The 22,453-nt window shown below is 58.8% G+C and carries 22 protein-coding genes; 9 read left to right on the top strand and 13 right to left on the bottom strand.

Going from position 1 to position 22,453, the window contains the following annotated elements:
- Positions 1-44: 44 nt before the first annotated feature.
- Positions 45-401, top strand: a complete 357-nt coding sequence (locus Q0864_RS07305; RefSeq protein WP_298567356.1) for a DUF1428 domain-containing protein — start codon at positions 45-47, stop codon at positions 399-401.
- Between the two features lie 99 nt (positions 402-500).
- Positions 501-1,103: a hypothetical protein gene (locus Q0864_RS07300; protein WP_298567354.1), complete on the top strand. Its 603-nt coding sequence runs from the start codon at positions 501-503 to the stop codon at positions 1,101-1,103.
- 5 nt (positions 1,104-1,108) lie between these two features.
- On the opposite strand, the gene Q0864_RS07295 is transcribed toward Q0864_RS07300, so the two are convergent.
- Entirely contained in the window at positions 1,109-1,951 is an 843-nt protein-coding gene (locus tag Q0864_RS07295; RefSeq protein WP_298567351.1) for an LOG family protein, read from the bottom strand.
- Between the two features lie 187 nt (positions 1,952-2,138).
- On the opposite strand from Q0864_RS07295, the gene dapD reads away from it, so the two are divergent.
- From dapD to Q0864_RS07280, 3 genes are all read left to right on the top strand, one after another.
- Positions 2,139-2,966, top strand: a complete 828-nt coding sequence (gene dapD / locus Q0864_RS07290; protein WP_298567347.1) for a 2,3,4,5-tetrahydropyridine-2,6-dicarboxylate N-succinyltransferase — start codon at positions 2,139-2,141, stop codon at positions 2,964-2,966.
- 281 nt (positions 2,967-3,247) lie between these two features.
- Entirely contained in the window at positions 3,248-3,589 is a 342-nt protein-coding gene (locus Q0864_RS07285) for a hypothetical protein (RefSeq protein WP_298567345.1), read from the top strand.
- Entirely contained in the window at positions 3,589-4,224 is a 636-nt protein-coding gene (locus Q0864_RS07280; RefSeq protein ID WP_298567342.1) for an HAD hydrolase-like protein, read from the top strand. Before Q0864_RS07285 ends, Q0864_RS07280 begins: the two co-directional genes overlap by 1 nt.
- 12 nt (positions 4,225-4,236) lie before the next feature.
- On the opposite strand, the gene Q0864_RS07275 is transcribed toward Q0864_RS07280, so the two are convergent.
- Together Q0864_RS07275 and Q0864_RS07270 are read right to left on the bottom strand one after the other, a co-directional pair.
- On the bottom strand, positions 4,237-4,836 hold the full coding sequence (locus tag Q0864_RS07275; RefSeq protein ID WP_298567339.1) for a hypothetical protein: 600 nt from the start codon (positions 4,834-4,836) through the stop codon (positions 4,237-4,239).
- 89 nt (positions 4,837-4,925) lie between these two features.
- Positions 4,926-6,512: a Hint domain-containing protein gene (locus Q0864_RS07270; protein ID WP_363317608.1), complete on the bottom strand. Its 1,587-nt coding sequence runs from the start codon at positions 6,510-6,512 to the stop codon at positions 4,926-4,928.
- Between the two features lie 276 nt (positions 6,513-6,788).
- On the opposite strand from Q0864_RS07270, the gene dapE reads away from it, so the two are divergent.
- Genes dapE through Q0864_RS07255 form a run of 3 tightly spaced genes read left to right on the top strand, consistent with a single transcriptional unit; the run spans position 6,789 to position 11,384 of the window.
- Positions 6,789-7,946: a succinyl-diaminopimelate desuccinylase gene (gene dapE, locus Q0864_RS07265; protein WP_298567336.1), complete on the top strand. Its 1,158-nt coding sequence runs from the start codon at positions 6,789-6,791 to the stop codon at positions 7,944-7,946.
- Positions 7,943-10,198, top strand: coding sequence for a ribonuclease R (gene rnr / locus Q0864_RS07260; protein WP_298567334.1), 2,256 nt, complete (start codon positions 7,943-7,945; stop codon positions 10,196-10,198). Before dapE ends, rnr begins: the two co-directional genes overlap by 4 nt.
- A 31-nt stretch (positions 10,199-10,229) precedes the next feature.
- Positions 10,230-11,384 carry a lytic murein transglycosylase gene (locus tag Q0864_RS07255; RefSeq protein ID WP_298567332.1) on the top strand — a complete coding sequence of 385 codons (1,155 nt, stop codon included), beginning with the start codon at positions 10,230-10,232 and terminating at the stop codon, positions 11,382-11,384.
- A 10-nt stretch (positions 11,385-11,394) separates the two neighbouring features.
- On the opposite strand, the gene Q0864_RS07250 is transcribed toward Q0864_RS07255, so the two are convergent.
- From Q0864_RS07250 to Q0864_RS07205, 10 genes are all read right to left on the bottom strand, one after another.
- Positions 11,395-12,342 (bottom strand): MBL fold metallo-hydrolase, encoded by a 948-nt coding sequence (locus tag Q0864_RS07250; protein WP_298567331.1) that lies wholly within the window; start codon positions 12,340-12,342, stop codon positions 11,395-11,397.
- Between the two features lie 63 nt (positions 12,343-12,405).
- Positions 12,406-13,095, bottom strand: a complete 690-nt coding sequence (rpe, locus tag Q0864_RS07245) for a ribulose-phosphate 3-epimerase (protein ID WP_298567329.1) — start codon at positions 13,093-13,095, stop codon at positions 12,406-12,408.
- Positions 13,096-13,177: 82 nt separating this feature from the next.
- Positions 13,178-13,666: a hypothetical protein gene (locus tag Q0864_RS07240; protein WP_298567326.1), complete on the bottom strand. Its 489-nt coding sequence runs from the start codon at positions 13,664-13,666 to the stop codon at positions 13,178-13,180.
- Positions 13,666-14,160 (bottom strand): RNA pyrophosphohydrolase, encoded by a 495-nt coding sequence (locus tag Q0864_RS07235; RefSeq protein ID WP_298567324.1) that lies wholly within the window; start codon positions 14,158-14,160, stop codon positions 13,666-13,668. Before Q0864_RS07235 ends, Q0864_RS07240 begins: the two co-directional genes overlap by 1 nt.
- Before the next feature lie 113 nt (positions 14,161-14,273).
- On the bottom strand, positions 14,274-15,608 hold the full coding sequence (locus Q0864_RS07230) for a S41 family peptidase (protein ID WP_298567321.1): 1,335 nt from the start codon (positions 15,606-15,608) through the stop codon (positions 14,274-14,276).
- Entirely contained in the window at positions 15,608-16,756 is a 1,149-nt protein-coding gene (locus Q0864_RS07225) for a peptidoglycan DD-metalloendopeptidase family protein (protein ID WP_298567578.1), read from the bottom strand. The genes Q0864_RS07230 and Q0864_RS07225 overlap by 1 nt, the downstream gene beginning before the upstream one ends.
- A gap of 14 nt (positions 16,757-16,770) precedes the next feature.
- A complete protein-coding gene (gene gpmI / locus Q0864_RS07220; RefSeq protein WP_298567318.1) occupies positions 16,771-18,291 on the bottom strand; it encodes a 2,3-bisphosphoglycerate-independent phosphoglycerate mutase in 1,521 nt (506 codons plus the stop codon).
- A 72-nt stretch (positions 18,292-18,363) separates the two neighbouring features.
- The gene (rlmH, locus tag Q0864_RS07215; RefSeq protein ID WP_298567315.1) at positions 18,364-18,834 is read right to left on the bottom strand and encodes a 23S rRNA (pseudouridine(1915)-N(3))-methyltransferase RlmH; all 471 of its coding nucleotides are present in this window, start codon (positions 18,832-18,834) and stop codon (positions 18,364-18,366) included.
- Between the two features lie 19 nt (positions 18,835-18,853).
- Complete coding sequence (gene rsfS, locus Q0864_RS07210) at positions 18,854-19,219, bottom strand: ribosome silencing factor (protein WP_298567311.1); 366 nt, start codon at positions 19,217-19,219, stop codon at positions 18,854-18,856.
- 175 nt (positions 19,220-19,394) lie between these two features.
- Positions 19,395-20,879, bottom strand: coding sequence for a mechanosensitive ion channel domain-containing protein (locus Q0864_RS07205; RefSeq protein ID WP_298567309.1), 1,485 nt, complete (start codon positions 20,877-20,879; stop codon positions 19,395-19,397).
- Between the two features lie 160 nt (positions 20,880-21,039).
- Here Q0864_RS07205 and leuC point away from each other — a divergent pair, with 160 nt between their 5' ends.
- A complete protein-coding gene (gene leuC / locus Q0864_RS07200) occupies positions 21,040-22,446 on the top strand; it encodes a 3-isopropylmalate dehydratase large subunit (RefSeq protein WP_298567306.1) in 1,407 nt (468 codons plus the stop codon).
- Positions 22,447-22,453 lie beyond the last annotated feature (7 nt).

Here is a 22,453-nt window from a genome sequence, read left to right as displayed (position 1 = left end):
GGTGCCCGATAGGTGGCACCCTCCCCTAAAGTGGAGGTTTCAAGATGAGCTATGTTCAAGGGTTCCTGATCCCGGTGCCGATCAAAAGCAAGGACGCCTATCGCGACCTTGCCGCCCAATCCGCACCGATCTTTCAGGAATACGGCGCGACCCGCATCGTTGAGACATGGAGCGAGACTACACCGGACGGCAAAGTGACCGACTTCAAGCGCGCGGTGAAGGCTGAAGCTGGCGAGGCCGTCGTATTCTCTTGGATCGAATGGCCGGACAAGGAAACCTGTGAAGCTGCTGCCAAGCGCATGGAAAACGACCCGCGCTGGAAAGACATGGCTGAGATGCCGTTCGACGGCAAACGCATGATCTGGGCCGGCTTCGACCCGATCTTTGAAGTCGAAAGCTGATGCAGAATGACGAGGCGCAGACGTCACAGCGGCAGATCGGGGCTGCAATAGGATAAGGGTAAGCGAGCGCATGATGCCCGCTGCCCTTCGGCTCTCGGCGTGATCGCCGGTGTCGCGAAAAAATTGAAGCAAGGTGCTGAATTGCCAAAAAATCTACGTCCCATCGTCTCCATCATCATTCGTCGATTCCGGCAAGAATACGAACAAGACATCATGCAATCGCTCCGAGAGTTGCAGAAAACAGCCGCCAATCAGCCGGGGTATCTGGGAGATCAAAACAGCCTTTCACACGACGACGAATGCTGCGAACTGGTGAACGTCTTTGCATTCGATTCACGCAAGAACCTCAAAAAGTGGGAATCTTCCGACGCGCGCAAAAGACACTTGGCGGAACTGGATGCACATCCGCAAGAGACTGCGAACAATATTCAGTTCGACGAACTTGCCCCGCTCCTCAATCCGAAGGTGCACATCAGCAAGGTCGAAATCGTTTTGATCCTGATCTTCTGGATCGTCGCCATCGGCGCCATCTTGGGCTATGTCGCCGATTTGCTTTTGCCTGCAACTATTCCCGACTTGGCGCGCACGGTTCTGCTTGTCTCGGTCAACGTCGTGCTTATCAGCTATATTTTTCTTCCATGGTCGACCAAATTGTTGACGCGAGTAAAAGCGCGCGCAACCAAAATGGCGCGCAAGACATAAGCGAATTACCGCCCCGGAATATCAGTCCGTTTGCTTGATTTGCCCCATCCGTCAATGATCTCAATCGCCTCTTGTGCGGTTTCGACGAAGTTAAACAGCTCAAGATCATCCGGGCTGATCGTGCCGGCATCTGCCAAAGCCTCCCAATTCACGATCCGGGTCCAGAAGTCGCGGCCGAACAACAGGAATGGCACCCGTTTCATGCGCCCGGTCTGGATAAGGGTCAGGCTTTCGAACATCTCGTCCAGCGTGCCAAAGCCGCCGGGGAAGATGGCAATCACCTCAGCGCGCATCAGGAAATGCATTTTGCGGATGGCGAAATAGTGAAAGTTGAAGCACAGATCCGGCGTCACATATTCGTTCGGCGCCTGCTCGTGCGGCAGCACGATGTTCAGGCCGACCGACACGCCGCCCGCGTCCACGGCGCCTCGGTTCCCAGCCTCCATCACACCGGGACCACCGCCGGTGACAATCACGTTTTCGCGGTGGCCATTCACCTTGGATCGCAGTGTCATAAGCCGCGCAAACTCGCGCGCCTCGTCATAAAACCGTGACAGCTCTGCCAGCGTTTCGGTCCGCGCCGTGTCCTTCTGTGCAGGTTCCGGGATACGCGCGCCGCCAAACAGGACGACTGTGCTCTCCACCCCGTATTCCTGCATCAAAAGCTCGGGCTTCATCAGCTCCAACTGCCAGCGCACGGGCCGCAATTCATCGCGGCACATAAACTCCTGATCGTCATAGGCCAGACGATACGCCTGCGCGCGGGTTTGAGGCGTATCGGGTATTTGATGCGCCGCTTCACGGTCCTGATGGCTGTCGCGGAACGGATGGCTGCGGTCGTCATTCATGGGCACTGATCCTGTTTCTTATGCGTTCTTCCAAGAGCTAGCGCCTTTGGCGGCGAAGGGCCAGTGCCGCGATTGCACCAAGGCGCAACCGGATCGGGATGGCGCAATTCGTTGCACAAATCACCGATCCCGCTTATAGCCCAATCGAAACCAAACTCGCCCAACCCCATGCACGGAGCCCTTTGCCATGTCGAACGCCCAACTCGAAGCCGCCATCGAAGCCGCCTGGGAGGCGCGTGACACCATCACCCCCGCCACCAAAGGTGAAACGCGCGAAGCGATCGAAGATACGCTGAACGCCTTGGACGGGGGCGGGCTGCGCGTGGCGGAACGTCAGGACAATGGTGATTGGCATGTGAACCAGTGGGCGAAAAAAGCCGTTCTGCTGGGCTTTCGTCTGAAAGACATGGAACAGCAAGAGGGTGGCCCACAAGGTGCGGGCTGGTGGGACAAGGTTGACAGCAAATTCAAAGGCTGGGGCGACAACCAGTGGAAAGCCGCTGGTTTCCGCGCGGTCCCGAATTGCATCGTTCGCAAATCGGCCTTCATCGCGCCCGGCGTGGTTCTGATGCCCAGTTTCGTGAACCTTGGCGCCTATGTGGACGAAGGCACCATGGTTGACACATGGGCCACCGTCGGATCGTGCGCGCAAATCGGCAAGAATGTGCACCTGTCGGGTGGCGTCGGCATCGGTGGGGTGCTGGAACCTATGCAGGCTGGCCCGACCATCATCGAGGACAACTGCTTCATCGGCGCCCGCTCGGAAGTCGTGGAAGGCTGCATCGTGCGCGAAGGATCGGTGCTTGGCATGGGCGTGTTTATCGGCCAGTCCACCAAGATCGTAGACCGCGAAACCGGTGAAGTGATGTATGGCGAAGTGCCGCCCTATTCGGTGGTTGTCGCAGGCTCGATGCCGTCGAAGAACGGGGTCAACCTGTATTGCGCGGTGATCGTGAAACGCGTGGATGCCAAGACCCGCTCGAAAACCGGGATCAACGATCTGCTGCGCGACTGATCGCTTGTAAATCCAGCATCTGGGCACGCCGTTCCACGTGGGCGGCGCGCTTTTTTCAACCCTTTTGCAAAAAAAGTGACGTAAAACCCGGCCTGCGCCGTATCACCCTCAAACGATGGGAGGATCACATGATACGTCTACTTCTACTCAGCAGCCTGATTGCGGTCGGTTTTGCCGCCGAAGCGGCCCAGACCCGCAGCCAAACAGCACCAACCGCCTGCACCTTCGCGGTGTGACACGGCGGGCTTGATCCCAGCGCGGATGCGGCCTAAGCCCACCGCATGGAAAAAGAGAAAAAACCGAAAAAGCCCCATCAGGTTTACACCCTGCTGGTTCAGGTCGGCCGCAAGGACGGCGACGGCCTGCCCGACGGCGCGACCGGCGCGGCGCTGGTCTGTTATGCCTCGGGCGTGGACGAAGCCGAAGCTGTGCGCGAAACCGTTGCAATCCTGAAGCAAGCCGATTTGGCCCCGTTGGATGTGAACGGCTATGGCAGCCTTGATGAACGTCTGGCCGAAGGGCATGACATTCCCGGTGACGAACGCACCTTGATGGGACGCGCGCTGAAAGAAAACAGCGTGATAGTCGCGCAGATGACACCGTTCTTCGACGAGGACACCTGATGGGCACCGTTTTTTGGGATCTTGATGGCACGCTCACCGACCCCAAGCCCGGAATCACCGGCAGCGTCGTTAAAGCGCTAGAGGCTCTTGGTCTAGACGCCCCGCACCCCGATGATCTGGAATGGGTGATCGGCCCTGCCCTTCTGTGGAGCTTTGAGAAGCTCGGCGTGGCCAACCCCCAGGCCGCGCTGGATCATTATCGGGCGTTTTATGAAGACGAAGGCGGCATGTATGACTGCACCGTGTTCGACGGCATCCCCGAGGCGCTGAGCACCATCAAATCCCGGCATGTGATGCATATCGCGACAGCCAAACCCCATGCATATGCCCGTAAGATCACCGCCCATTTCGGGCTGGCGCAGCATATGACGCACGAGTTCGGGCCAGAGCTTGACGGCACGCGCAACGACAAGGGCGATCTTTTGCGCCACGCGCTTGCCTACACGTCAACCGACCCGGGTGGCTGCGTGATGGTGGGGGACCGCCATTACGACCTGAACGCCGCGCGCGCGGTGGACATGAAGTTTGTCGGCGTAACCTGGGGCTACGGCGGGTCGGATGATCTGTCGGATGCGGATGCAATGGTCGAAACACCTGCAGATCTGCCGGGTGTGATCGAAACGCTTTTGTCCTGACCAGACGGCGGTTCAGTCAGGCCGCACCACAGTTTCAAACGAGTCTGGCAGCTGTGCCGCAGGGTCCAGAAGGGCCGGCAGCGGGATGCCGAACATCGCGACCGTGCCATCTTCGGACAAAGAGCCGTTGGTCGAAATGATTTCCTTCGCCCTGATCGACATCTGAATACCATGTCCGGTCATCGCGCTCTGGAACGCGCCCAGCATCGCGGGGTCCATGCCTGTCTCGCTCGCGTTTCTCTTGATTTCGAGAAGATCGAAAGACAGGCGGATCAAGCCACCCTCCATCCGTTCGATGGTCACACCGGTGTTCGGATTGACGCTGCCGGCCGCACCTGCATTGGCCTCTTCTTCCTCGATCTTGGCGATCAGGTTGTCGATTGTATCGGTTTCCTCGACCAGACAGCTATACGATCCATCCGCGTTCTGGACGCCAACGCCGTCTTCGCAGGGATCCTGCCCGCTTGAGGCTATCATCTGAATAAGCTCTGGCCCCATGGTCATGTTGGCCGACATAGTCGCCGTTTCACTGTCATGAACCGTCAGCGACAGATCGGCATCGAAACAGGCCGACAGAGGAAGAATGATCAAGAGATACAGGAGTTTTTTCATGGGATTCCTATTGCCGATGCCGCGACCAGTTGCGGCAGGTTAAGACGGTAGCCTTGCAAGGTCCAGAGCCACCCCCCGATCCAAGTGCCTCAGGCCACGGCCGAGCGTGACATCAGCACCCGTGCTTCGTGCGCTTTCAGGGTGCGACGTGCGGCGGCAGAATACCCCCCGCCTGTGGCCGGGTCGATTTCCGGAAACAGGCTATATATTTCATCTACGATGTCCTGCTCGAAGATTTTCGATGTTTGCGGTCCCGGCAGAAAACTTTCCGTGGCCAGCCCTTGCGAAAAGACCACCTGATGGGTGTCAAACAGGATATGGACATATTCGACCGTGCCCCCCTCGATCCGGCGCACGGACTTGTCATTCACAAGGTCTTTTGCTGCCACCAGAACCTCGCCTTCGCCGAACAAAAGCTCGGCCAAGGCGTCGCGGATCAACACCCGATGCTGTGGTGAGACAAGCAGCGTGTCGTGTTCGCCAAAGGTGTCGGCGCTGATGCGGATTGGCGCAAACCTGTCCACGGCATCAACTCGGCGGCGCCCGATCCAGCGCATAGGTTGCGGCCCATTGTCGACTGTCAGCACCATATCGCCCGGCAAAAGGCTTTCAACCGGCACCTGCCCGTCGGGTGTTGCAATCATCGTGCCTGCCACAAAGCATGGAATGGAGGACAGGCTGACCATCGCCGTATCGCTTTCACCCGATACGGTGTCTTCGACCTTATAGGTAAAGCTGACCTCTTCCGTGTCGCCGTCACCGACCAAGGTCAACGTGCCGTCAGCGTTCAACGTAATCGATTGCCCGGTGTTCAGGGTGACGGTGTCGCCCGCGCTGACGGGGATGCCGTTGATGTGGGTGATTTCAAGCGTGCCGCCATTGGCGACCGTATCATTGGCCAGAACGTCAACGGTTTTGGTGCCGTTGGGATAGACGTTGTAGTCATCATCAAAGGCCAGAACGTCCGACTGGATGCTGTCGCCCGCAATCAACAGGTTTGAATCATACGCGTTATCGGACACGTCTGCGACGCCAACCTTGATGGTATTCACCTGTCCCGCAATGACTGGGATCTTGACCGACATGGTCAGGGTGAAGCCGTCCATCTCGGTGTTGTATTGGTCGCCGGTATTATCGACGTATAGGTTCGAGTTGTCTGAGTTGTTGACGTTTCCGACACTGGAACTGCCGATTGTCATCTCGACTTCTTGTCCGTTGATCCAGACACCCACCACGTCGTTGTAGACCGAGTTGGTGAATTCCGGATATTCCTCGGACGAGAAAACGAACTGCATCGATACGTAGGTGACGCCGGGGTCGGGGATGAAGTCGACCTCCAGAAACGACGCATCAAAGGTGCGCGCACCGGCAAGGTCGTCAAAATCGTCGTCCCGATCCACGCCATCTGTGTTGGTCGAGGTGTTGTTACGAACGTTGGTGTTCGACCCGCCATTGCCATTGGTGAAATCGGACGCGCGACCGGTTGACAGGATCACGCCGCTGTCAGCAGGCATGACACCGGGCGACGTATTGTCACCGCCTGAATAGGTGGCCGAGCTTTGGTTGTCGCCGGAATAGGAAGCGTCGACAACCGTGACCCCGTCGCCAAAGATTTCCTGCGCCATGGTGATGGCGTTCGCGTTGGTGTTGATAGATAGCTCTGTTGCGGTCGCCACGTCTGCCTCCAATCCAAAGGCAGAGCGGATCGCGAAACAGGGCAAGGACTTGCCCCATATGCGGAAACTGCTTCAATGGAACCGGCCGCGTTTTCGCGTGCAAACGGTTCGCCAACCCTGCCTCAGGTCGCTCTTTTGGCTTAATATGGCTGAAAATATCCCGGCTGTTAATACATTGGTGACTTTTGCGTCGTGCATGCGCAATCTGTCGCCTTGAAGCCACATTTGCAGTACCCTTCGCGAGGCATTACAGAGGTTTCAAAGGAGCCCGAAGTGATGCCTAATCCCCCGTTTGATCCAACTGATCCGATCGCTCTGACCGCGCGGCTTGTGAAATGCGCGTCGGTCACACCAAACGAAGGTGGCGCGCTGGTGCTTCTCGAAGATTTGCTGACAAACGCAGGGTTTGACTGCACGCGCATAGACCGTGGCGGCATTGCGAACTTGTTTGCCCGCTGGGGCGAAAAAGACGCGCCAACGCTTGGGTTCAACGGGCATACCGATGTCGTGCCGGTTGGTGACGCTGATGCCTGGACCTATGATCCGTTCGGCGCCACGATCCAAGATGGTTTCATGTTTGGTCGCGGGACGACCGACATGAAATCCGGTGTCGCCGCATGGGTCGCAGCCGCGATCGATTTCGTCGCGAACGCGCCCAAAGGCGTGTCACTGGTCCTGACCATCACCGGCGACGAAGAAGGTGACGCCACTGATGGCACCATCGCGATCCTGGACTGGATGGCCAACGCCGGGGAAAGCATGGACGCTTGCATCGTCGGCGAACCCACCTGCCCCAACACCATGGGCGAAATGATGAAGATCGGGCGACGCGGTTCAATGACGGCCTATTTCACTGCGCGCGGTGTTCAGGGTCATTCCGCCTATCCGCACCGCGCCTTGAACCCGGTTCCGGCCCTTGCGCAGCTGATCACTGAACTTGCGGCGCATGAACTGGACCAAGGCACAGACCATTTCGACGCTTCCACCTTGGCCGTCACCACATTCGACACAGGCAACCCGGCGACCAATGTCATCCCGGCAGAATGCCACGCCACCGCGAACATCCGCTTTAATGACGCCCACAGCTCGGACAGTCTGACCCGCTGGCTGGACGATCAGGTCGCGCGCGTCAGCAAGGCCACGGGTGTGGATATCGAGATGCGCGTGACCGTGTCAGGCGAAAGCTTCATCACGCCACCCGGCCCGCTGTCTGATCTGGTCGCCTCAGCGGTCGAGGCCGAAACCGGACAACGGCCCGAAGCCTCGACCACCGGCGGAACCTCGGACGCGCGGTTCGTCAAGAACATCTGCCCCGTGGTTGAATTCGGTCTGGTTGGCAAAACCATGCATCAGGTCGATGAATGCGTTGATGTGTCCCAAATTGCCCAGCTTAAATCCATTTATTCCCGCATCATTCAGGACTATTTCGCATGAGCCAATTGCCCTCGAAAAAAGAGATCCTGCACTGGATCTCCGAGAACCCGACCCAAACCGGCAAACGCGACATCGCGCGTGCCTTCGGGATCAGGGGGGCTGGGCGGATCGATCTCAAACGTATCTTGCGCGAACTTGAGGCCGAGGGGCATTTGGCCAAGCGCAAAAAGACCTATCGCGATGCGGACAAGTTACCGCCTGTTGCCGTCTTGCGGGTCGATGACCCGGACACGGACGGCGATCTTTTTGCGACCCCGCTGGAATGGGAAGGCACGGGCGCCCCACCGCGCGCATTGTTGCTTTTGAAAGGGTCTGATCCCGCGCTGAAACCCGGCGAACGCATTCTGGCGCGGATGACCGAGGTGCAAGACGAACCCTACGGCTACGAGGCGCGCCTGATCCGTCGTATCGGCACCAATCCGATCCGCATCCTCGGGATTTTTCGAAAAGGGTCGGAAGGTGGCCGTGTCGTGCCCATCGACAAGGGCCAAGACAAGGAGTGGATGGTCGACGCCGGTGCTGACGAAGGCGCAAAGGACGGCGAATTGGTCGAGGCGCAACAATCCGGGCCAAAGGCGCGCATGGGGCTGCCAAGGGCACGCATCGTGGCGCGCCTTGGTGACCCAACTGCGCCGCGAGCCGTCAGCCTGATCGCAATCCATCAACACGGCATCCCCGATGCCTTTCCCGACAATGTAATCGCCGAGGCCGACAGCTGGAAACCAGCCGGTTTGAATGGGCGTGAAGATCTTCGTCACCTTCCGCTCATCACCATCGACCCGGCCGATGCGCGCGATCACGATGACGCATGTTATGCGCACGCAGATGACAATCCGAAGAACACTGGCGGCCATGTTGTTTGGGTCGCCATTGCCGATGTCGCGCATTATGTGACGCCCGGATCAGCGCTGGATCATGAAGCGCGGCGGCGGGGCAACTCGACCTATTTCCCTGACCGCGTGGTGCCAATGCTGCCAGACCGCCTGTCCGGCGATCTGTGCAGCCTGCACGAAGGCGTGCCGCGCGCCTGTATCGCTGTGCGTATGGTGCTGGACGCGCAGGGCAACAAGATCAGCCACAGCTTCATTCGGGGATTGATGAAATCCCACGCCTCGTTGAACTACGCCGAGGTGCAAGCGGCCCGCGACGGCCAACCGAACGAAAAATGTGCCCCCTTGATGGACGAGGTGATCACGCCGCTTTTCGAAGCCTACCATGCAACCAAAACGGCCCGCGCCGCGCGCCAACCACTTGATTTGGACCTGCCGGAACGAAAAATCATTCTGGATGACGATGGCAAGGTCACCTCAGTCGCTTTTGCCGAACGGTTCGATGCGCATCGGCTGATCGAAGAATTCATGATCCTTGCCAATGTCGCCGCCGCAGAAGAACTGACACGGCTCAGGCGCCCGCTTCTGTTCCGTGTGCACGAAGAACCCAGCCCTGAGAAGCTGGAAGCCCTGCGAGAAGTTGCCCAGGCCTCGGGCTTCACCTTGGCAAAGGGGCAGGTTTTGAAAACCCGCCATCTGAACAATCTACTGGCGCAGGCGCAGGACACCGAGTTTGACGAATTGGTCAACCTATCAACGCTGCGTTCGATGGCGCAAGCTTACTACTATCCTGAAAACTATGGACATTTCGGGTTGGCGCTGCAATCCTATGCGCACTTCACCTCGCCCATCCGACGGTATTCCGACTTGATCGTTCATCGCGCGCTGGTGTCCGGTCACGGATGGGGCGACGATGGCCTTAGCCCCGAGGATATCGAACGGCTAGAGGCAACGGCCCAGCACATTTCGGAAACGGAACGCCGATCAATGGCGGCTGAACGCGATACCAATGACCGCTATCTGGCCGCATTCCTGTCTGAACGGGTGGGCAATGAGTTTTCCGGTCGCGTGTCGGGCATCGCGCGCTTTGGGCTGTTCGTGAAGCTGGATGAAACGGGCGCTGACGGACTGGTGCCGATCAGCACGCTGGGCAACGAATATTTCCGCCATGACGCCGAGGAACAGAAGCTGATCGGCGAACGCACTGGACTGGTCATTGGGCTGGGTCAGCGGGTCACGGTCCGGCTGGCCGAGGCCATTCCGACGACAGGTGGTCTTGCGCTTGAACTGCTCGACATCGAAGGGCGCAAACTTCCGAAAAGTCGAGGGCGCCAAAGGGGGAAACCTGCGGCGCGGAAGCCCATGAACGCGAAGCGGAAATCAGCGAAATTGAAAAAGAAGGTCAAAAGGTCTCGTTCATAAGGGACCCGTTTAAATGTTTTAGAGGTGTGAGTTGGTCCGTAACAGTGCAGAGTTGGAACAGGATTTCAACGTTTGGCGTTCTTCGTTTGAAGAACGCGCAGCCGAGGCGGGTATTTCCCCGCGCACGCTCAAGCTGTGTGGCGGCTATTTGCAAGCCGATCCACGGGTGTTGGAAAAACAATCGGCGCAGGCAGAGTTTACGCTGACGATTTGCGACTACTTAGAACGCGCCGTTCCCGAAGCACGCGTGCGCAAAGGGCGCGCGCGCTTCAAGGCGCACAGGGATTTGCTGAACGACATCGCGACCACCTACAAGGTCGATGTGCAGGTCATCGTGGCCATCTGGGGCATCGAGACGAATTACGGCCAGACCCGCGGTGATTGGTCCGTTTTGTCAGCCTTGGCGACATTGGCCCATTCCGGCCACCGGTCTGACTTCTTCGAAGCCGAATTGATCGCCGCATTGCAGATCATCGAAAGCGGCGATATCGCACCGTCGGCGATGAAAGGGTCATGGGCAGGCGCAATGGGCCATGGTCAATTCATGCCGTCCAGCTTTCAGAAATACGCGGTTGACCACGACGGCGACGGACGTCGCGATATCTGGGGCACGGACCCTACCGACGGGCTCGCCTCGATCGCCAACTATCTGGCCCAGCATGGCTGGAAGGTCAGCCGCCCCTGCCGCATCGAAGTCGCCTTGCCAGCAGATTTCGACTTTGCCCTGACTGGGCGCGCGACGACCCGCACAGTTGGCGACTGGACCGCGATGGGCGTTGTCGCAGCTGATGGGGCACCAATCCCTGACTATGGTCGCTGTTCGGTGATCGTGCCCTCTGGCGCAACCGGTCCAGCCTTCATGACGTTCGAGAACTTCAACGTGCTACTGACGTATAATCGCGCCGAAGCCTATGGCATTGCATCTGGATACCTGGCCGAAAGGGTGCAGGGAGGCAAACGCCTGAAAAGGCAGTGCCCGAAAGACCTTGTCGTCCTTGGCCGCGAAGGTATGCGCGAACTTCAGGAGCGGTTGACAGCCTTGGGCTTTGACACCCTCGGTGCAGATGGGTTCAGCGGCCCGAATACGCAATCCGCGCTTCGGGCCTATCAAACCCGGTCCAAGCTTGTGCCCGACGGATTTGCATCTGGTGAAGTGCTGGACAGGTTGCGATCCAAAACCGGTTGATCACTGCGGCCTATTCGAATTCCATTTCAGCATAGACCTGCCCCGCATTCTTTGTCGCAAGCTCTTCGAATGTGTCGTGATGGGCGAAGGGAGATTGATCGACGTAATACGCCTCTTCCAAGGTTCCGCCGTCTTCCAGAAGCTTGCCAATTTCGCCGCGCAGATGCTTCAGATACCCGATCGTATGCGCTTCGACCTGCGCCATGTTGGTGGGGTAGCCGTGGCCGGGGATCACATAGGTCGCGCCAATCGGGGCAAAGACAGTTTCCCATGTCTCGATCCAACAGCTGGTGCAGGTGTCTTCGAAGATGGGCGGAATGCGATTGTGAAACGCCATGTCACCCGCGATCATCAGGCTGTCTTCGGGCAACCAAACCTGAATGTCGCCGGGGCTGTGGGCCGGGCCGGAGTGCAAGACCTCGATATGCTTTGACCCCATATCGATGACATGCTTGTCCTCGAACGTAGTGGTCGGCCCCATCGGTTCGGTGCCTTCCCAGTTTTCACGAGCATAGCGTTTCATGCCTTCGAAGATCTGAGCGCCATATTCTTCAAACTCTTCTGCCGCATCGACATGGGCCAGCACCTCGACCCCCTGTGCAATCCAGTAATTGTTGCCCAGCATTGCGTGGCCTTGGCCGTTTTCGTTGATCACCAGCTTGACGGGTTGATCCGTGACGGCCTTGATCTCGGCGTGCAGAGCTTCGGCCAGCTTGAAGTTCGCACCGGCGTTCACAACAATGACACCATCGCCGGTGACGATGAAGCTCAGGTTGTTGTTATGGCCGGTGTTTTCATAGGACGGCGGCGCTGTAGCTCCGATGGCGGTCCAGACGTCGGGGATCACCTCGACCGGTTTTTCATACAGCGCTGACCCTGGATACTGGTCGGGGATGTCTTCGTCGGCAAGGGCTGGGCTTGCGAGAAGGGCCAGAATTGCGGTGGTGAAACGGATCATGCGATTGCCTCCCTGTCTTTGGCTCAGAAAACATAGACTCATTCGCATGTGTAATGCCAGCGTTTAACGCCCCGCTTCGGCAGCGGCCCGGATCGCGCGAATATTGTCGCCGTAAACGTCAGGCTTCGCGACAGATCCACCTTTGAACACAGCAGATCCGGCGACCAATACATCTGCGCCAGCTTCGGCCACCAAAGGTGCCGTTTCGGTCGTGACGCCGCCGTCGATCTGGATGTGAATTGGCCGGTCACCAATCATCTGACGCAGGCGGCGCGTTTTCTCGACCCCCGAGTGGATGAATTTCTGGCCACCGAAGCCGGGATTCACGGTCATGAGCAGCACCATATCGACAAGGTCCATGACATGTTCAATGCTGTCCAGTGGTGTGCCGGGATTGAGCGATACACCAGCCTTCACGCCTTGCGCCCTTATGGCTTGAAGCGTGCGGTGGATGTGCGGTCCAGCCTCGACATGTGCGGTGATCATATCGGCACCAGCCTCGGCGTAGGCCTCGATATAGGGATCGACCGGTGCGATCATCAAATGCACGTCCATGAAGGTTTTCACATGCGGGCGGAAGGCTTTCACGGCGGGCGGTCCGAAGGTCAGGTTGGGCACGAAATGCCCGTCCATCACGTCCACATGCACCCAATCCGCGCCTTGGGCTTCGATGGCCTGAATTTCCTGTCCGAAATTCGCGAAATCGGCGGACAGAATGGACGGGGCGATTTTGATCGAACGGTCAAAGGACATGCGGGGCCTCCGGCTTGAGTGTCTGGCGCCGTTATAGCGGCATTTGGGCGTTTGCGAAGGGCGAAAGCGCGTGTTTTTCGCACTAGTAGCGCGGCAGGTCAGCCTCGCAGCGCTCGCCCCTGAAGCAAGCTTTGATTTTTTGCAAGGTTGCGGCGTCAGGGTCACCAAAGGCAAATCCGCCGCACGGGTCGACTTCAAGCAAGTAGCGTTCGCCGTCGCGCTTGAGAAACATCAAATGCTGTCCCTGAGACAGGCCCGCGCACCACGGCCCAGCGCACTGCACATTGATTTTGACCGGTTGATCAAAGCCGTTGGTGAACCCGTCTTTCGTCAGGCTTTTGCCCGTGATGTGACCAGTTAGAAAATTGTCAGGCTTAACGTCCTCTTGATGCTGCCAATCCACCTTCGGCAGGCCACTTTCACCAAAGGTCAGGTCGCCCAGAACGACCACATAATCATCGGGTGACCCATCTGCCATCTGATAGGCAGATACCGCATTATAGGGCATGCAGGACAAAGCAATCGCGGGCACAGGCGCCAGGATAAACAACAGTGCCAACACCCCCCGCATCACAGGTGGTCCCGAAAACCCGAGAGGACTCGCGCATAGATTTCACGTTTGAACGGCACGATCTTGTCCGCCACTTCGTTCGGGTCCATCCAAGCCCAGCGACTGAATTCGGGGTGATCTGTTTCAATGTTTACTTGTGCGTCATCGCCGTGAAAGCGCATCAGGAACCACCGCTGCATCTGGCCGCGAAACTGGCCTTTCCAGATGCGCGGGACCACGTCATGTGGCAGATCATACGGCAGCCATTCGGGCAGTTCCGCCTCGACCGAGACCAGATCCTGCGTCACGCCGGTTTCTTCCCATAGTTCGCGCAGGGCGGCCGCACGCGGATCTTCGCCGCTGTCGACACCACCTTGGGGCATTTGCCATGCGGTCCGGGTGCCAAGCTTGGGGGCGTCGATACGTTCCCCAACAAAAATTTTACCCGCCTCGTTCGCCAGCATGATGCCGACACAGGGGCGGTAGGGCAGTTTTTCAATGTCTTCTGGCGTCATCCTGGCCTCTGCTTTTCATAGCAACGGAGTTGCGACATCTGCCGCCTTGAATGGCAAGGCGCGGCGAAAGGGCCACCCAGTCAGGCGGCCCCTTCCTTACGCGAATTATCCACTTATTGCGCCAAGGCAATCTTGGACAGACCTTTGATCAGGTCGACCGCATAGGACAGCTGGAAATCATCATCGCGCAGATCTGCAGCCTCTTCGGCGGCTTCGCGTTCTTCTTCGATCTGACGCTGTTCGTCCTCGGACAGGCTGTCATTGTTCAAGCTACCGCGCAGGTCGGCCTCGGTGCGCTGACGGCGGGTTTCTTCCTCTTCGTTCTCGGCCTCGGGGATGCTCGGAGGTTGCTGCACCACAATATCGGGCGAAACACCGAGCGCCTGAATAGACCGGCCTGAGGGCGTGTAATACCGCGCCGTTGTCAACCGCATTGCCCCGTCCGAGGCCAGCGGCATAACCGTCTGCACCGATCCCTTTCCGAAACTCTTGGTGCCAACGACGATCGCGCGGTGATGATCTTGCAGGGCACCTGCAACGATTTCGGAGGCAGAGGCGGACCCGCCATTGATCAATACAACCATCGGCTTGGCTTCGGCAATATCACCGGGTTCGGCATTTACGCGATCGCTTTCACCGGGGTCGCGGCCACGCGTTGAAACGATCTCGCCGCTTTCAAGGAAGGCGTCAGAGACCGCGATGGCTTGGTTCAACAAGCCGCCGGGATTGTTGCGCAGGTCAAGCACGATGCCTTCGACATTGTCCATGCCGCCCAGCGCCTCAACCTCGCGCTTCAGCCCATCTGCCATATTCGAATAGGTCTGGTCATTGAACGTCGTGACACGCAGGACAACGGTATTGCCCACCGCGCGCGCAGTTGCGGCGGTCAGCTTGATCGTGTCGCGGATGATGGAGACATCAAACGGCTCGTCCACGCCTTCGCGCACAACCGTGATGATGATTTCGGACCCGACCGGGCCGCGCAGCCTGTTCACCGCATCATCAAGCGTCAGCCCCATCAGGCTTTCACCATCCACATGTGTAATGTAATCGCCCGACTCCATGCCAGCATCGTCAGCCGGTGTGCCATCCATCGGCGAAACCACACGAACGAAACCTTCTTCCTGCGTCACTTCAATCCCAAGCCCGCCGAACGATCCGCGCGTTTGCACACGCATGTCGGACGCATCCTTGGGCGACAAATAGCTCGAATGCGGGTCGAGAGAGCTGAGCATCCCGTCGATTGCAGCCTCGATCAGGTCGCCGGCTTCGACCTCTTCAACATACTGGGCGCGAATCCGTTCGAAGATATCGCCGAAAAGATCGAGTTGCTCGTAGACGCTCGCGTTATTGTTGGCATCTTGCGCCACAAGGGGGCCAGCCACCTGCGTTGTCATTATCGCACCGGCCAGCGTGCCACCAAGGGCAGCCATCACGAATTTCTTCATCAGTTTCTATCCTTGCCTGCCGCGAACCAGTCGCTGGGATCCACGGGCGTTCCGTTCTTTCTGATTTCTATATAAAGCGTTTCCGACCGCTCTGCGCCAGTTCCTTCCTCAACAGCGATCAAAAACGCTTGATCGTTGCTGGTTTCAGCGCCGCCCATCAAGCCAATGGGCGCGCCTTTGGGCAGAACTTCGCCAACCTCGCCATAGAGCTGACCCAGCCCGGCCAGCACAATCAGATAGCCGTCGCCGGGTTCGATGATCGCGACGTTGCCATAGTCAAGCAACGGTCCAAGATATCGGATCGTGGCGGGCCAGGGCGCGGTGACAATCGACAGCGGGCGGGTCGCGACAACATAACCCGGACGACGCACCCCGGCAGCGTCTACATCCTCAAAGCGACGGATAATCTGGCCCAGAACCGGCATGTCCAGTCGCCCTTGCACCGACAGGAAATCGTCGGTCACCGACGGACCAGCCTGTGCCTCTGGGGCCGCCATCAGACTATCTGCGAAGCTTGCCAGCGTATCCGCGCTTTCGACAAGTGCCTGCATTCGAGCCTCGTCCGCCACGAAACGACGTGGCAATTCAGTGCGGCGCGCCACGGCAAGGCTCAGTTCGAACCGTGCATCCTGCACCCCGCTCAGCCCCGTTTTCAGCGTGTCCACCGCTCGCTCCTGAAGCGCGCGCAACGCTGTCAGCTCTTCCAACCCGCGGCGCAGTTTTTCTGCCTGCGCCTGAAGCGCCGGGACGACCTCGGACAGGATCATGCCGGACCGCGCCGTGCCCAGCGGCCCTGAAGGGTGGATCAGCAAAGCAGGTTCTGGGGCGCGTTCGATCGTTTGCAAGACACCAAGCAGGCGCGCCAGCCGTTCGCTTTCCGCATCCAGCGCCCCTTGAATGGTGGCTTCGCGAAGGCTTGCACGGCGCAGTTCGTTGCGCAGGGCGGACAGACCTTCTTCATAGGCCTGCACGGTCTGCGTCAATGCCGAGATGCGGTCGTTGGATTTCTGCGCCTCTGCCAGAGCCAGCGTGGCCTTGTCCAAAGCCAGCATCGCCGCGCGGGCCGCTTGGGCCGGGTCCGCTTGGCCATAGGCCAGCCCGCTAGGCATCGCAGCCAAAACAAACGCCGCCACAAGAGCGGACAGGATGTGACCCTTGCGCGTCACCGGCGGATCAAGCTCTCACCCGTCATTTCAACGGGTTTTTCGATCTGCATCAGCTCCAAAAGGGTTGGTGCAAGATCGGCCAAACGACCATGCGCCAGAGCGACACCCTCAGGGCCTCCGAACAAAATGACCGGCACAGGGTTGGTTGTATGCGCTGTATGAGGTCCGCCGGTAATTGGATCCACCATGGTTTCGCAGTTTCCGTGATCGGCGGTGACGATCATTGCACCGCCAACCTGTTCAAGGGCCGACATAACGCGCCCAAGACCTTCGTCGACGGCTTCGCAAGCGGCCATGGCTGCCGCCAGATCGCCGGTGTGACCCACCATGTCCGGGTTCGCGTAATTGGTGACGATCAGGTCAAACTGATCCTGAATTGCCCCCACGAAATGATCGGTCACTTCTGCCGCCGACATCTCGGGTTGCAAATCATAGGTCGCGACTTTCGGGCTGGCCGCCATATAGCGAACTTCACCATCGACCGGGTCTTCTTTGCCCCCGTTCAGGAAAAAGGTGACATGGGGATATTTCTCGGTTTCAGCCGCGTGAAACTGGGTTTTTCCGTGTTTTGCGACCCATTCCGCGAGCGTGTTGACGATGTCGCGCTTGGGAAAGCAGGTGGTCATGTAGGCATTGTGACCATCGGAGTATTCAACCATGCCCAGCAGGGCGGCAAACTTTGGGCGCGGTGCAGTGTCGAATTCGGCAAACCCCGGCTCACCGATTGCGCGCAGGATCTCGCGCGCGCGGTCTGCGCGGAAGTTGATGAAAAACACCCCGTCGCCATCCTGCATGCCTGCGTAGCCGTCGATGACTGCCGGTTGGATAAACTCGTCGGTTTCGTGCTCGGCATATGCGGCTGCAACGATCGCATCCGCCGTTGCACCCGCTTCGCCCTGACCTTTGACCATCGCGTCATAGGCACGCTTGACGCGGTCCCAACGGTTGTCACGGTCCATAGCGAAATACCGCCCGGTCACGGTGACGACCCGCGCACCTTCGGGAAGTGCTGCCTCGAATGCGGCGAGTTGATCACGCGCGGATTGCGGGGGCACATCGCGGCCATCCGTGATGGCGTGGATCGCCACCGGCACACCAGCGGCGGTAAGAGCCTTGGCGGCCGCGACGATATGATCTTGATGGCTGTGCACCCCACCGGGGCTGGTCAGCCCCGCCAGATGGGCGGTCCCGCCACTGTTCTTGAGTGCTGCGATAAAGTCGCCCAGCGCTGCGTTCTGGAAGAATGAGCCATCCTCAATCGCAAGGTCAATCTGCCCCAGATCCATAGCCACAACGCGACCTGCGCCAATGTTGGTATGCCCCACTTCCGAATTGCCCATTTGCCCCGTCGGCAATCCGACATCAGGACCATGGGTGATCAGCGTGTTGTTCGGGCAGGTCGCCATGAGCCGGTCAAAGTTCGGTGTGTTCGCCAGAACTGGCGCGTTGTTTTCACGCGCGTCGCGCAAACCCCAGCCGTCGAGGATACACAGAACGACGGGCTTTGGAATGGTCATGGGATGGTCCTTGGGCTGTTTGCCTTCGTATGTATTGATCGCAGGCGCATTGCGCAAGCGACGGGACCACGGTCAGACCCGGTGATACGGGCTTCCCGCCAAGATCGACGCCGCCCGATAGAGCTGTTCGCTGAGCATCACTCGCACCAGCATATGCGGCCAAACCATCTTGCCGAAGGACAGGCTGGCATCCGCCTTGGCGCGCAGGCTGGGGTCAATCCCGTCCGCGCCGCCGATCACAAAGGCCACGTCGCCGCGCCCATCGTCACGCCAACCGCTCAACTGGCGCGCAAAATTCGGGGACGACATAAGCTTGCCGCGTTCATCCAAAATGCACAGCAGCGCCCCATCAGGAATGACACGACCCAAAAGGGCAGCCTCGGCAGGCATGCCGCCACCCTTCTTGTCCTCGACTTCGTGAAGGTGGATCGGGCCCAAGCCCAACGCGCGCCCGGACCGGTCAAATCGGGTTACATAATCATCGAACAGCGCACGCTCGGGGCCCGCCCGCAGGCGACCAACAGCACAGATATGAACTTTCATGCCTGTGCGGCCCTACAAATCAGACGGAAGCACCCGGTGCGCCGGGCTCCATCCACATCTTCTCAAGCTGATAGAACTCGCGAACTTCCGGGCGGAACACGTGCACGATCACATCGCCTGTGTCGATCAGAACCCAATCGCCCTGATCCTTGCCTTCAACTTTGCTGAAGACACCCATTTCTTGCTTGAGCTTGTCGGTCAGTTTCTCGGAAATCGCGGCAACCTGGCGGGTCGAGCGGCCAGAACAGATCACCATGTGATCCGCCATCTCTGATTTGCCGCGCAAATCAATCGTGACCACTTCTTCGGCCTTGTCATCTTCCAGAGAGCTGAGCACGCGCGACAGAATATCGTCGCTGACGCTGTTTTTCGGGGTTGCCGTCATTGCGGGTTTCCCTGCGGTCGCATCGTTTGCGACCTCTGTTTGCGGAGACAGGACATTGTCCTCCTATCAAATCGCGCCGATCGGCCCCGGCGCTGGGCACATAAGAATCGTAGCACCACTTGGGGGTGACCTCAATGACAGTCAAGAACGTGGCAAAAAACTGGGGGCAAATTGGTCACGCCCCGGCTTTGGCAGTCCCGTCGTTTGCATCCTCCAACAGCCGCACTTCGCGTTGCGGGAACGGTATTGATATGTCGTTTTCCGCAAAGGCATCCCAAAGCGCCAGATAGACATTACCGCGAATGTTCGTCAGCCCGCCGGTTGGGTCATCAATCCAGAAGCGCAGGATATAATCGACCGAACTATCGCCAAAGCCGACGATGTGACACACGGGCGGGCGAAAGCTGAGAACGCGTTCAACGCTGGCCGCGGCGCTGATTGCGATCTTGCGCACCTTGTGTGGGTCGTCGCCATAGGCTGTCCCGAAATAGATATCCAGCCGCACGAATGAATTCGTATGTGACCAGTTCACCACCTGCCCGGTGATCAGGTCCTCGTTCGGGATCAGGTATTCCCGGCCATCCCGCGTGACAACGGACACATAGCGCGCACCCAATTGTTGGATCCAACCGAAGGTTTCGCCCAGACTGATGACGTCACCGGGTTTGATCGATTTATCCAACAGGATGATGACACCGGACACGAGGTTCGACACCACCTTTTGCAAACCGAAACCAAGACCGACACCGATGGCACCGGACAACACCGCCAGCCCGGTCAGGTCCACGCCGATCACCTTAAGGCCAAGGAAGAACGCCGCGCCATACAGCAGCAACTGAATAAACTTCACCGTCAGCACCTGCATCGACGGCGAGATATCTTCGTTATTTCGCACTTTCTCGGCCGAAGCGCGGCTGAACATGCGGGCAAGGGCGAACAAGGCAGCGGTGACGACCACCGCGCTGATCACATCCAGAAGCGAAATGCGGAAAGTGCCCGTCGAAATTGCGAGGTTGTCCAAGACCTCGCCGATTTCTTCTGTCACCCCAAGATAGTAAAGCGTGACATAGATCCACATGCCCCATTTGGTCGTGCGTCGCAGCGTTCGGTTCTCGACAACAACCGAGGCAAGTCCGACGAACACCCAAGCCGTAGCAAGGGTTCCCACCGCCGCGATCAGATACGATCGGGACGGCCACGTCATTTCACGCATCACCGAGGTCACGAGCCATGCCAGCAATACGAACAGGATCATCGGCACGCGGCGGCGCAGGTGGATGGCAAAGCGAAGCCGTCGCTTTGACCAGCCCTCGCGCGTGCGCAGCCAGTCATGGATCTTGGGATCCACCATTTTGCCGATCACCCATGCCAGAACGGCAATCGCGAAAATGATTGCAACCTGATACAGACGCCAGGTTTGCCCAAGGCTAAGTATAAAGGCCGCACCGTCGTTCCACAGCGGCTCTAACTGGTCACGCAAACTGGTGAACGTTTCGCTGGCAAGATCCGGCAGGTTTTCCGATCCGGTGGCATTATTGGGGGTGGTGCCGGCATCCGGCGTGCTTTCTGGCTCCATGCGCCGAGTTTTACACGCGCTTTCCCGCAGGTCCAGAGCCACAATGCCGCCAGTGCCGCTGCGCTCTTGCCCCAGTGACAGCAAAGGAGTATCCCGTCTGCATGACTCGGATTTTCGACATGGATGACCGCGCGCGCCTGCCTTGGCGCTTTTTTGGCGCGACGCTGACTGTTCTAGCCTGCCTTTAAGGCGGGCACCCTTTCGACATCTGATACCCACCCATGACCATCCACGGAGAGCGCAAATGACCGCCCCGAAGACACTCTATGACAAGATCTGGGACGCACATGTGGCCCACGAAGCCGATGACGGCACCTGCCTTTTGTATATCGACCGCCATCTGGTGCACGAAGTGACCAGCCCGCAAGCCTTCGAAGGGTTGCGTATGGCGGGCCGTGAGGTTCACGCACCCGACAAAACCATCGCGGTGCCGGACCACAACGTGCCCACCACGCTGGACCGTGCCAAAGGGATCGAGAACGAAGAAAGCCGCATTCAAGTCGAGGCGCTGGACAAGAACGCCAAGGATTTCGGCATCCACTATTACCCTGTGGATGATGTGCGGCAAGGCATCGTGCATATCGTCGGGCCCGAACAAGGCTGGACCCTGCCCGGCATGACCGTTGTGTGCGGCGACAGCCACACCGCCACCCACGGCGCGTTTGGCGCGCTGGCGCATGGCATCGGCACGTCCGAGGTCGAACACGTTCTGGCCACCCAGACGCTGATCCAGAAGAAATCGAAGAACATGAAGGTCGAGATCACCGGCAAGTTGAAGCCCGGTGTGACCGCCAAGGACATCACCCTTGCCGTGATTGGCAAGACCGGCACCGCAGGCGGCACCGGCTATGTCATCGAATATTGCGGTGAAGCGATCCGCGATCTGTCGATGGAAGGCCGCATGACGGTCTGCAACATGGCCATCGAAGGCGGCGCCCGCGCTGGCCTGATCGCACCTGACGAGACCACGTTTGAATACGTCAAAGGCCGCCCCCACGCGCCGAAAGCAGGCCAGTGGGAACAGGCGCTTGAATGGTGGAAGACTCTCTATTCCGACGACGACGCGCATTTCGATAAGGTCATCACCCTGAAGGGCGAAGAGATCGAACCAGTCGTGACTTGGGGCACCTCGCCCGAGGACGTATTGCCAATTTCAGCAACCGTACCCAGCCCCGACGATTTCACCGGCGGCAAAGTCGAAGCCGCCAAACGTGCCATCGAATACATGGGCCTGACGCCCGGCCAGAAACTGACGGATATCGAGATCGATACCGTCTTTATCGGGTCCTGCACCAACGGGCGCATCGAAGACCTGCGCGCCGTCGCTGAAATCGTGAAGGGCAAAAAGGTCAAAGACGGGCTGCGCGCGATGATCGTGCCGGGGTCCGGCCTTGTGCGCGCGCAAGCGGAAGAAGAAGGTCTGGCCGACATCTTCAAGGACGCAGGCTTTGATTGGCGCCTGGCGGGTTGCTCGATGTGCCTTGCGATGAACCCCGACCAGCTGGCCGAGGAAGAGCGCTGCGCGTCCACCTCGAACCGGAACTTCGAGGGGCGGCAGGGTTACAAAGGCCGCACCCACCTTGTCAGCCCGGCGATGGCCGCGGCGGCTGCCCTGACCGGCAAGCTGACCGACGTTCGTGACTTTATCTGAGGAACCC

It is taken from the genome of uncultured Aliiroseovarius sp., from assembly GCF_947497285.1.
In the GTDB taxonomy this organism is placed as follows: Bacteria; Pseudomonadota; Alphaproteobacteria; order Rhodobacterales; family Rhodobacteraceae; genus Aliiroseovarius.
Note: the sequence above shows the minus strand (reverse complement) of the source record. Positions and strands in the feature narration are given on the sequence as shown.

Coding starts and splice junctions, on each gene's coding strand:
- Q0864_RS07305 (WP_298567356.1), top strand. CDS start 45: ATGAGCTATGTTCAAGGGTTCCTGATCCCGGTGCCGATCAAAAGCAAG.
- Q0864_RS07295 (WP_298567351.1), bottom strand. CDS start 1,951: ATGAATGACGACCGCAGCCATCCGTTCCGCGACAGCCATCAGGACCGT.
- dapD (WP_298567347.1), top strand. CDS start 2,139: ATGTCGAACGCCCAACTCGAAGCCGCCATCGAAGCCGCCTGGGAGGCG.
- Q0864_RS07285 (WP_298567345.1), top strand. CDS start 3,248: ATGGAAAAAGAGAAAAAACCGAAAAAGCCCCATCAGGTTTACACCCTG.
- Q0864_RS07280 (WP_298567342.1), top strand. CDS start 3,589: ATGGGCACCGTTTTTTGGGATCTTGATGGCACGCTCACCGACCCCAAG.
- Q0864_RS07275 (WP_298567339.1), bottom strand. CDS start 4,836: ATGAAAAAACTCCTGTATCTCTTGATCATTCTTCCTCTGTCGGCCTGT.
- dapE (WP_298567336.1), top strand. CDS start 6,789: ATGCCTAATCCCCCGTTTGATCCAACTGATCCGATCGCTCTGACCGCG.
- rnr (WP_298567334.1), top strand. CDS start 7,943: ATGAGCCAATTGCCCTCGAAAAAAGAGATCCTGCACTGGATCTCCGAG.
- Q0864_RS07250 (WP_298567331.1), bottom strand. CDS start 12,342: ATGATCCGTTTCACCACCGCAATTCTGGCCCTTCTCGCAAGCCCAGCC.
- rpe (WP_298567329.1), bottom strand. CDS start 13,095: ATGTCCTTTGACCGTTCGATCAAAATCGCCCCGTCCATTCTGTCCGCC.
- Q0864_RS07240 (WP_298567326.1), bottom strand. CDS start 13,666: ATGCGGGGGGTGTTGGCACTGTTGTTTATCCTGGCGCCTGTGCCCGCG.
- Q0864_RS07235 (WP_298567324.1), bottom strand. CDS start 14,160: ATGACGCCAGAAGACATTGAAAAACTGCCCTACCGCCCCTGTGTCGGC.
- Q0864_RS07230 (WP_298567321.1), bottom strand. CDS start 15,608: ATGAAGAAATTCGTGATGGCTGCCCTTGGTGGCACGCTGGCCGGTGCG.
- gpmI (WP_298567318.1), bottom strand. CDS start 18,291: ATGACCATTCCAAAGCCCGTCGTTCTGTGTATCCTCGACGGCTGGGGT.
- rlmH (WP_298567315.1), bottom strand. CDS start 18,834: ATGAAAGTTCATATCTGTGCTGTTGGTCGCCTGCGGGCGGGCCCCGAG.
- rsfS (WP_298567311.1), bottom strand. CDS start 19,219: ATGACGGCAACCCCGAAAAACAGCGTCAGCGACGATATTCTGTCGCGC.
- leuC (WP_298567306.1), top strand. CDS start 21,040: ATGACCGCCCCGAAGACACTCTATGACAAGATCTGGGACGCACATGTG.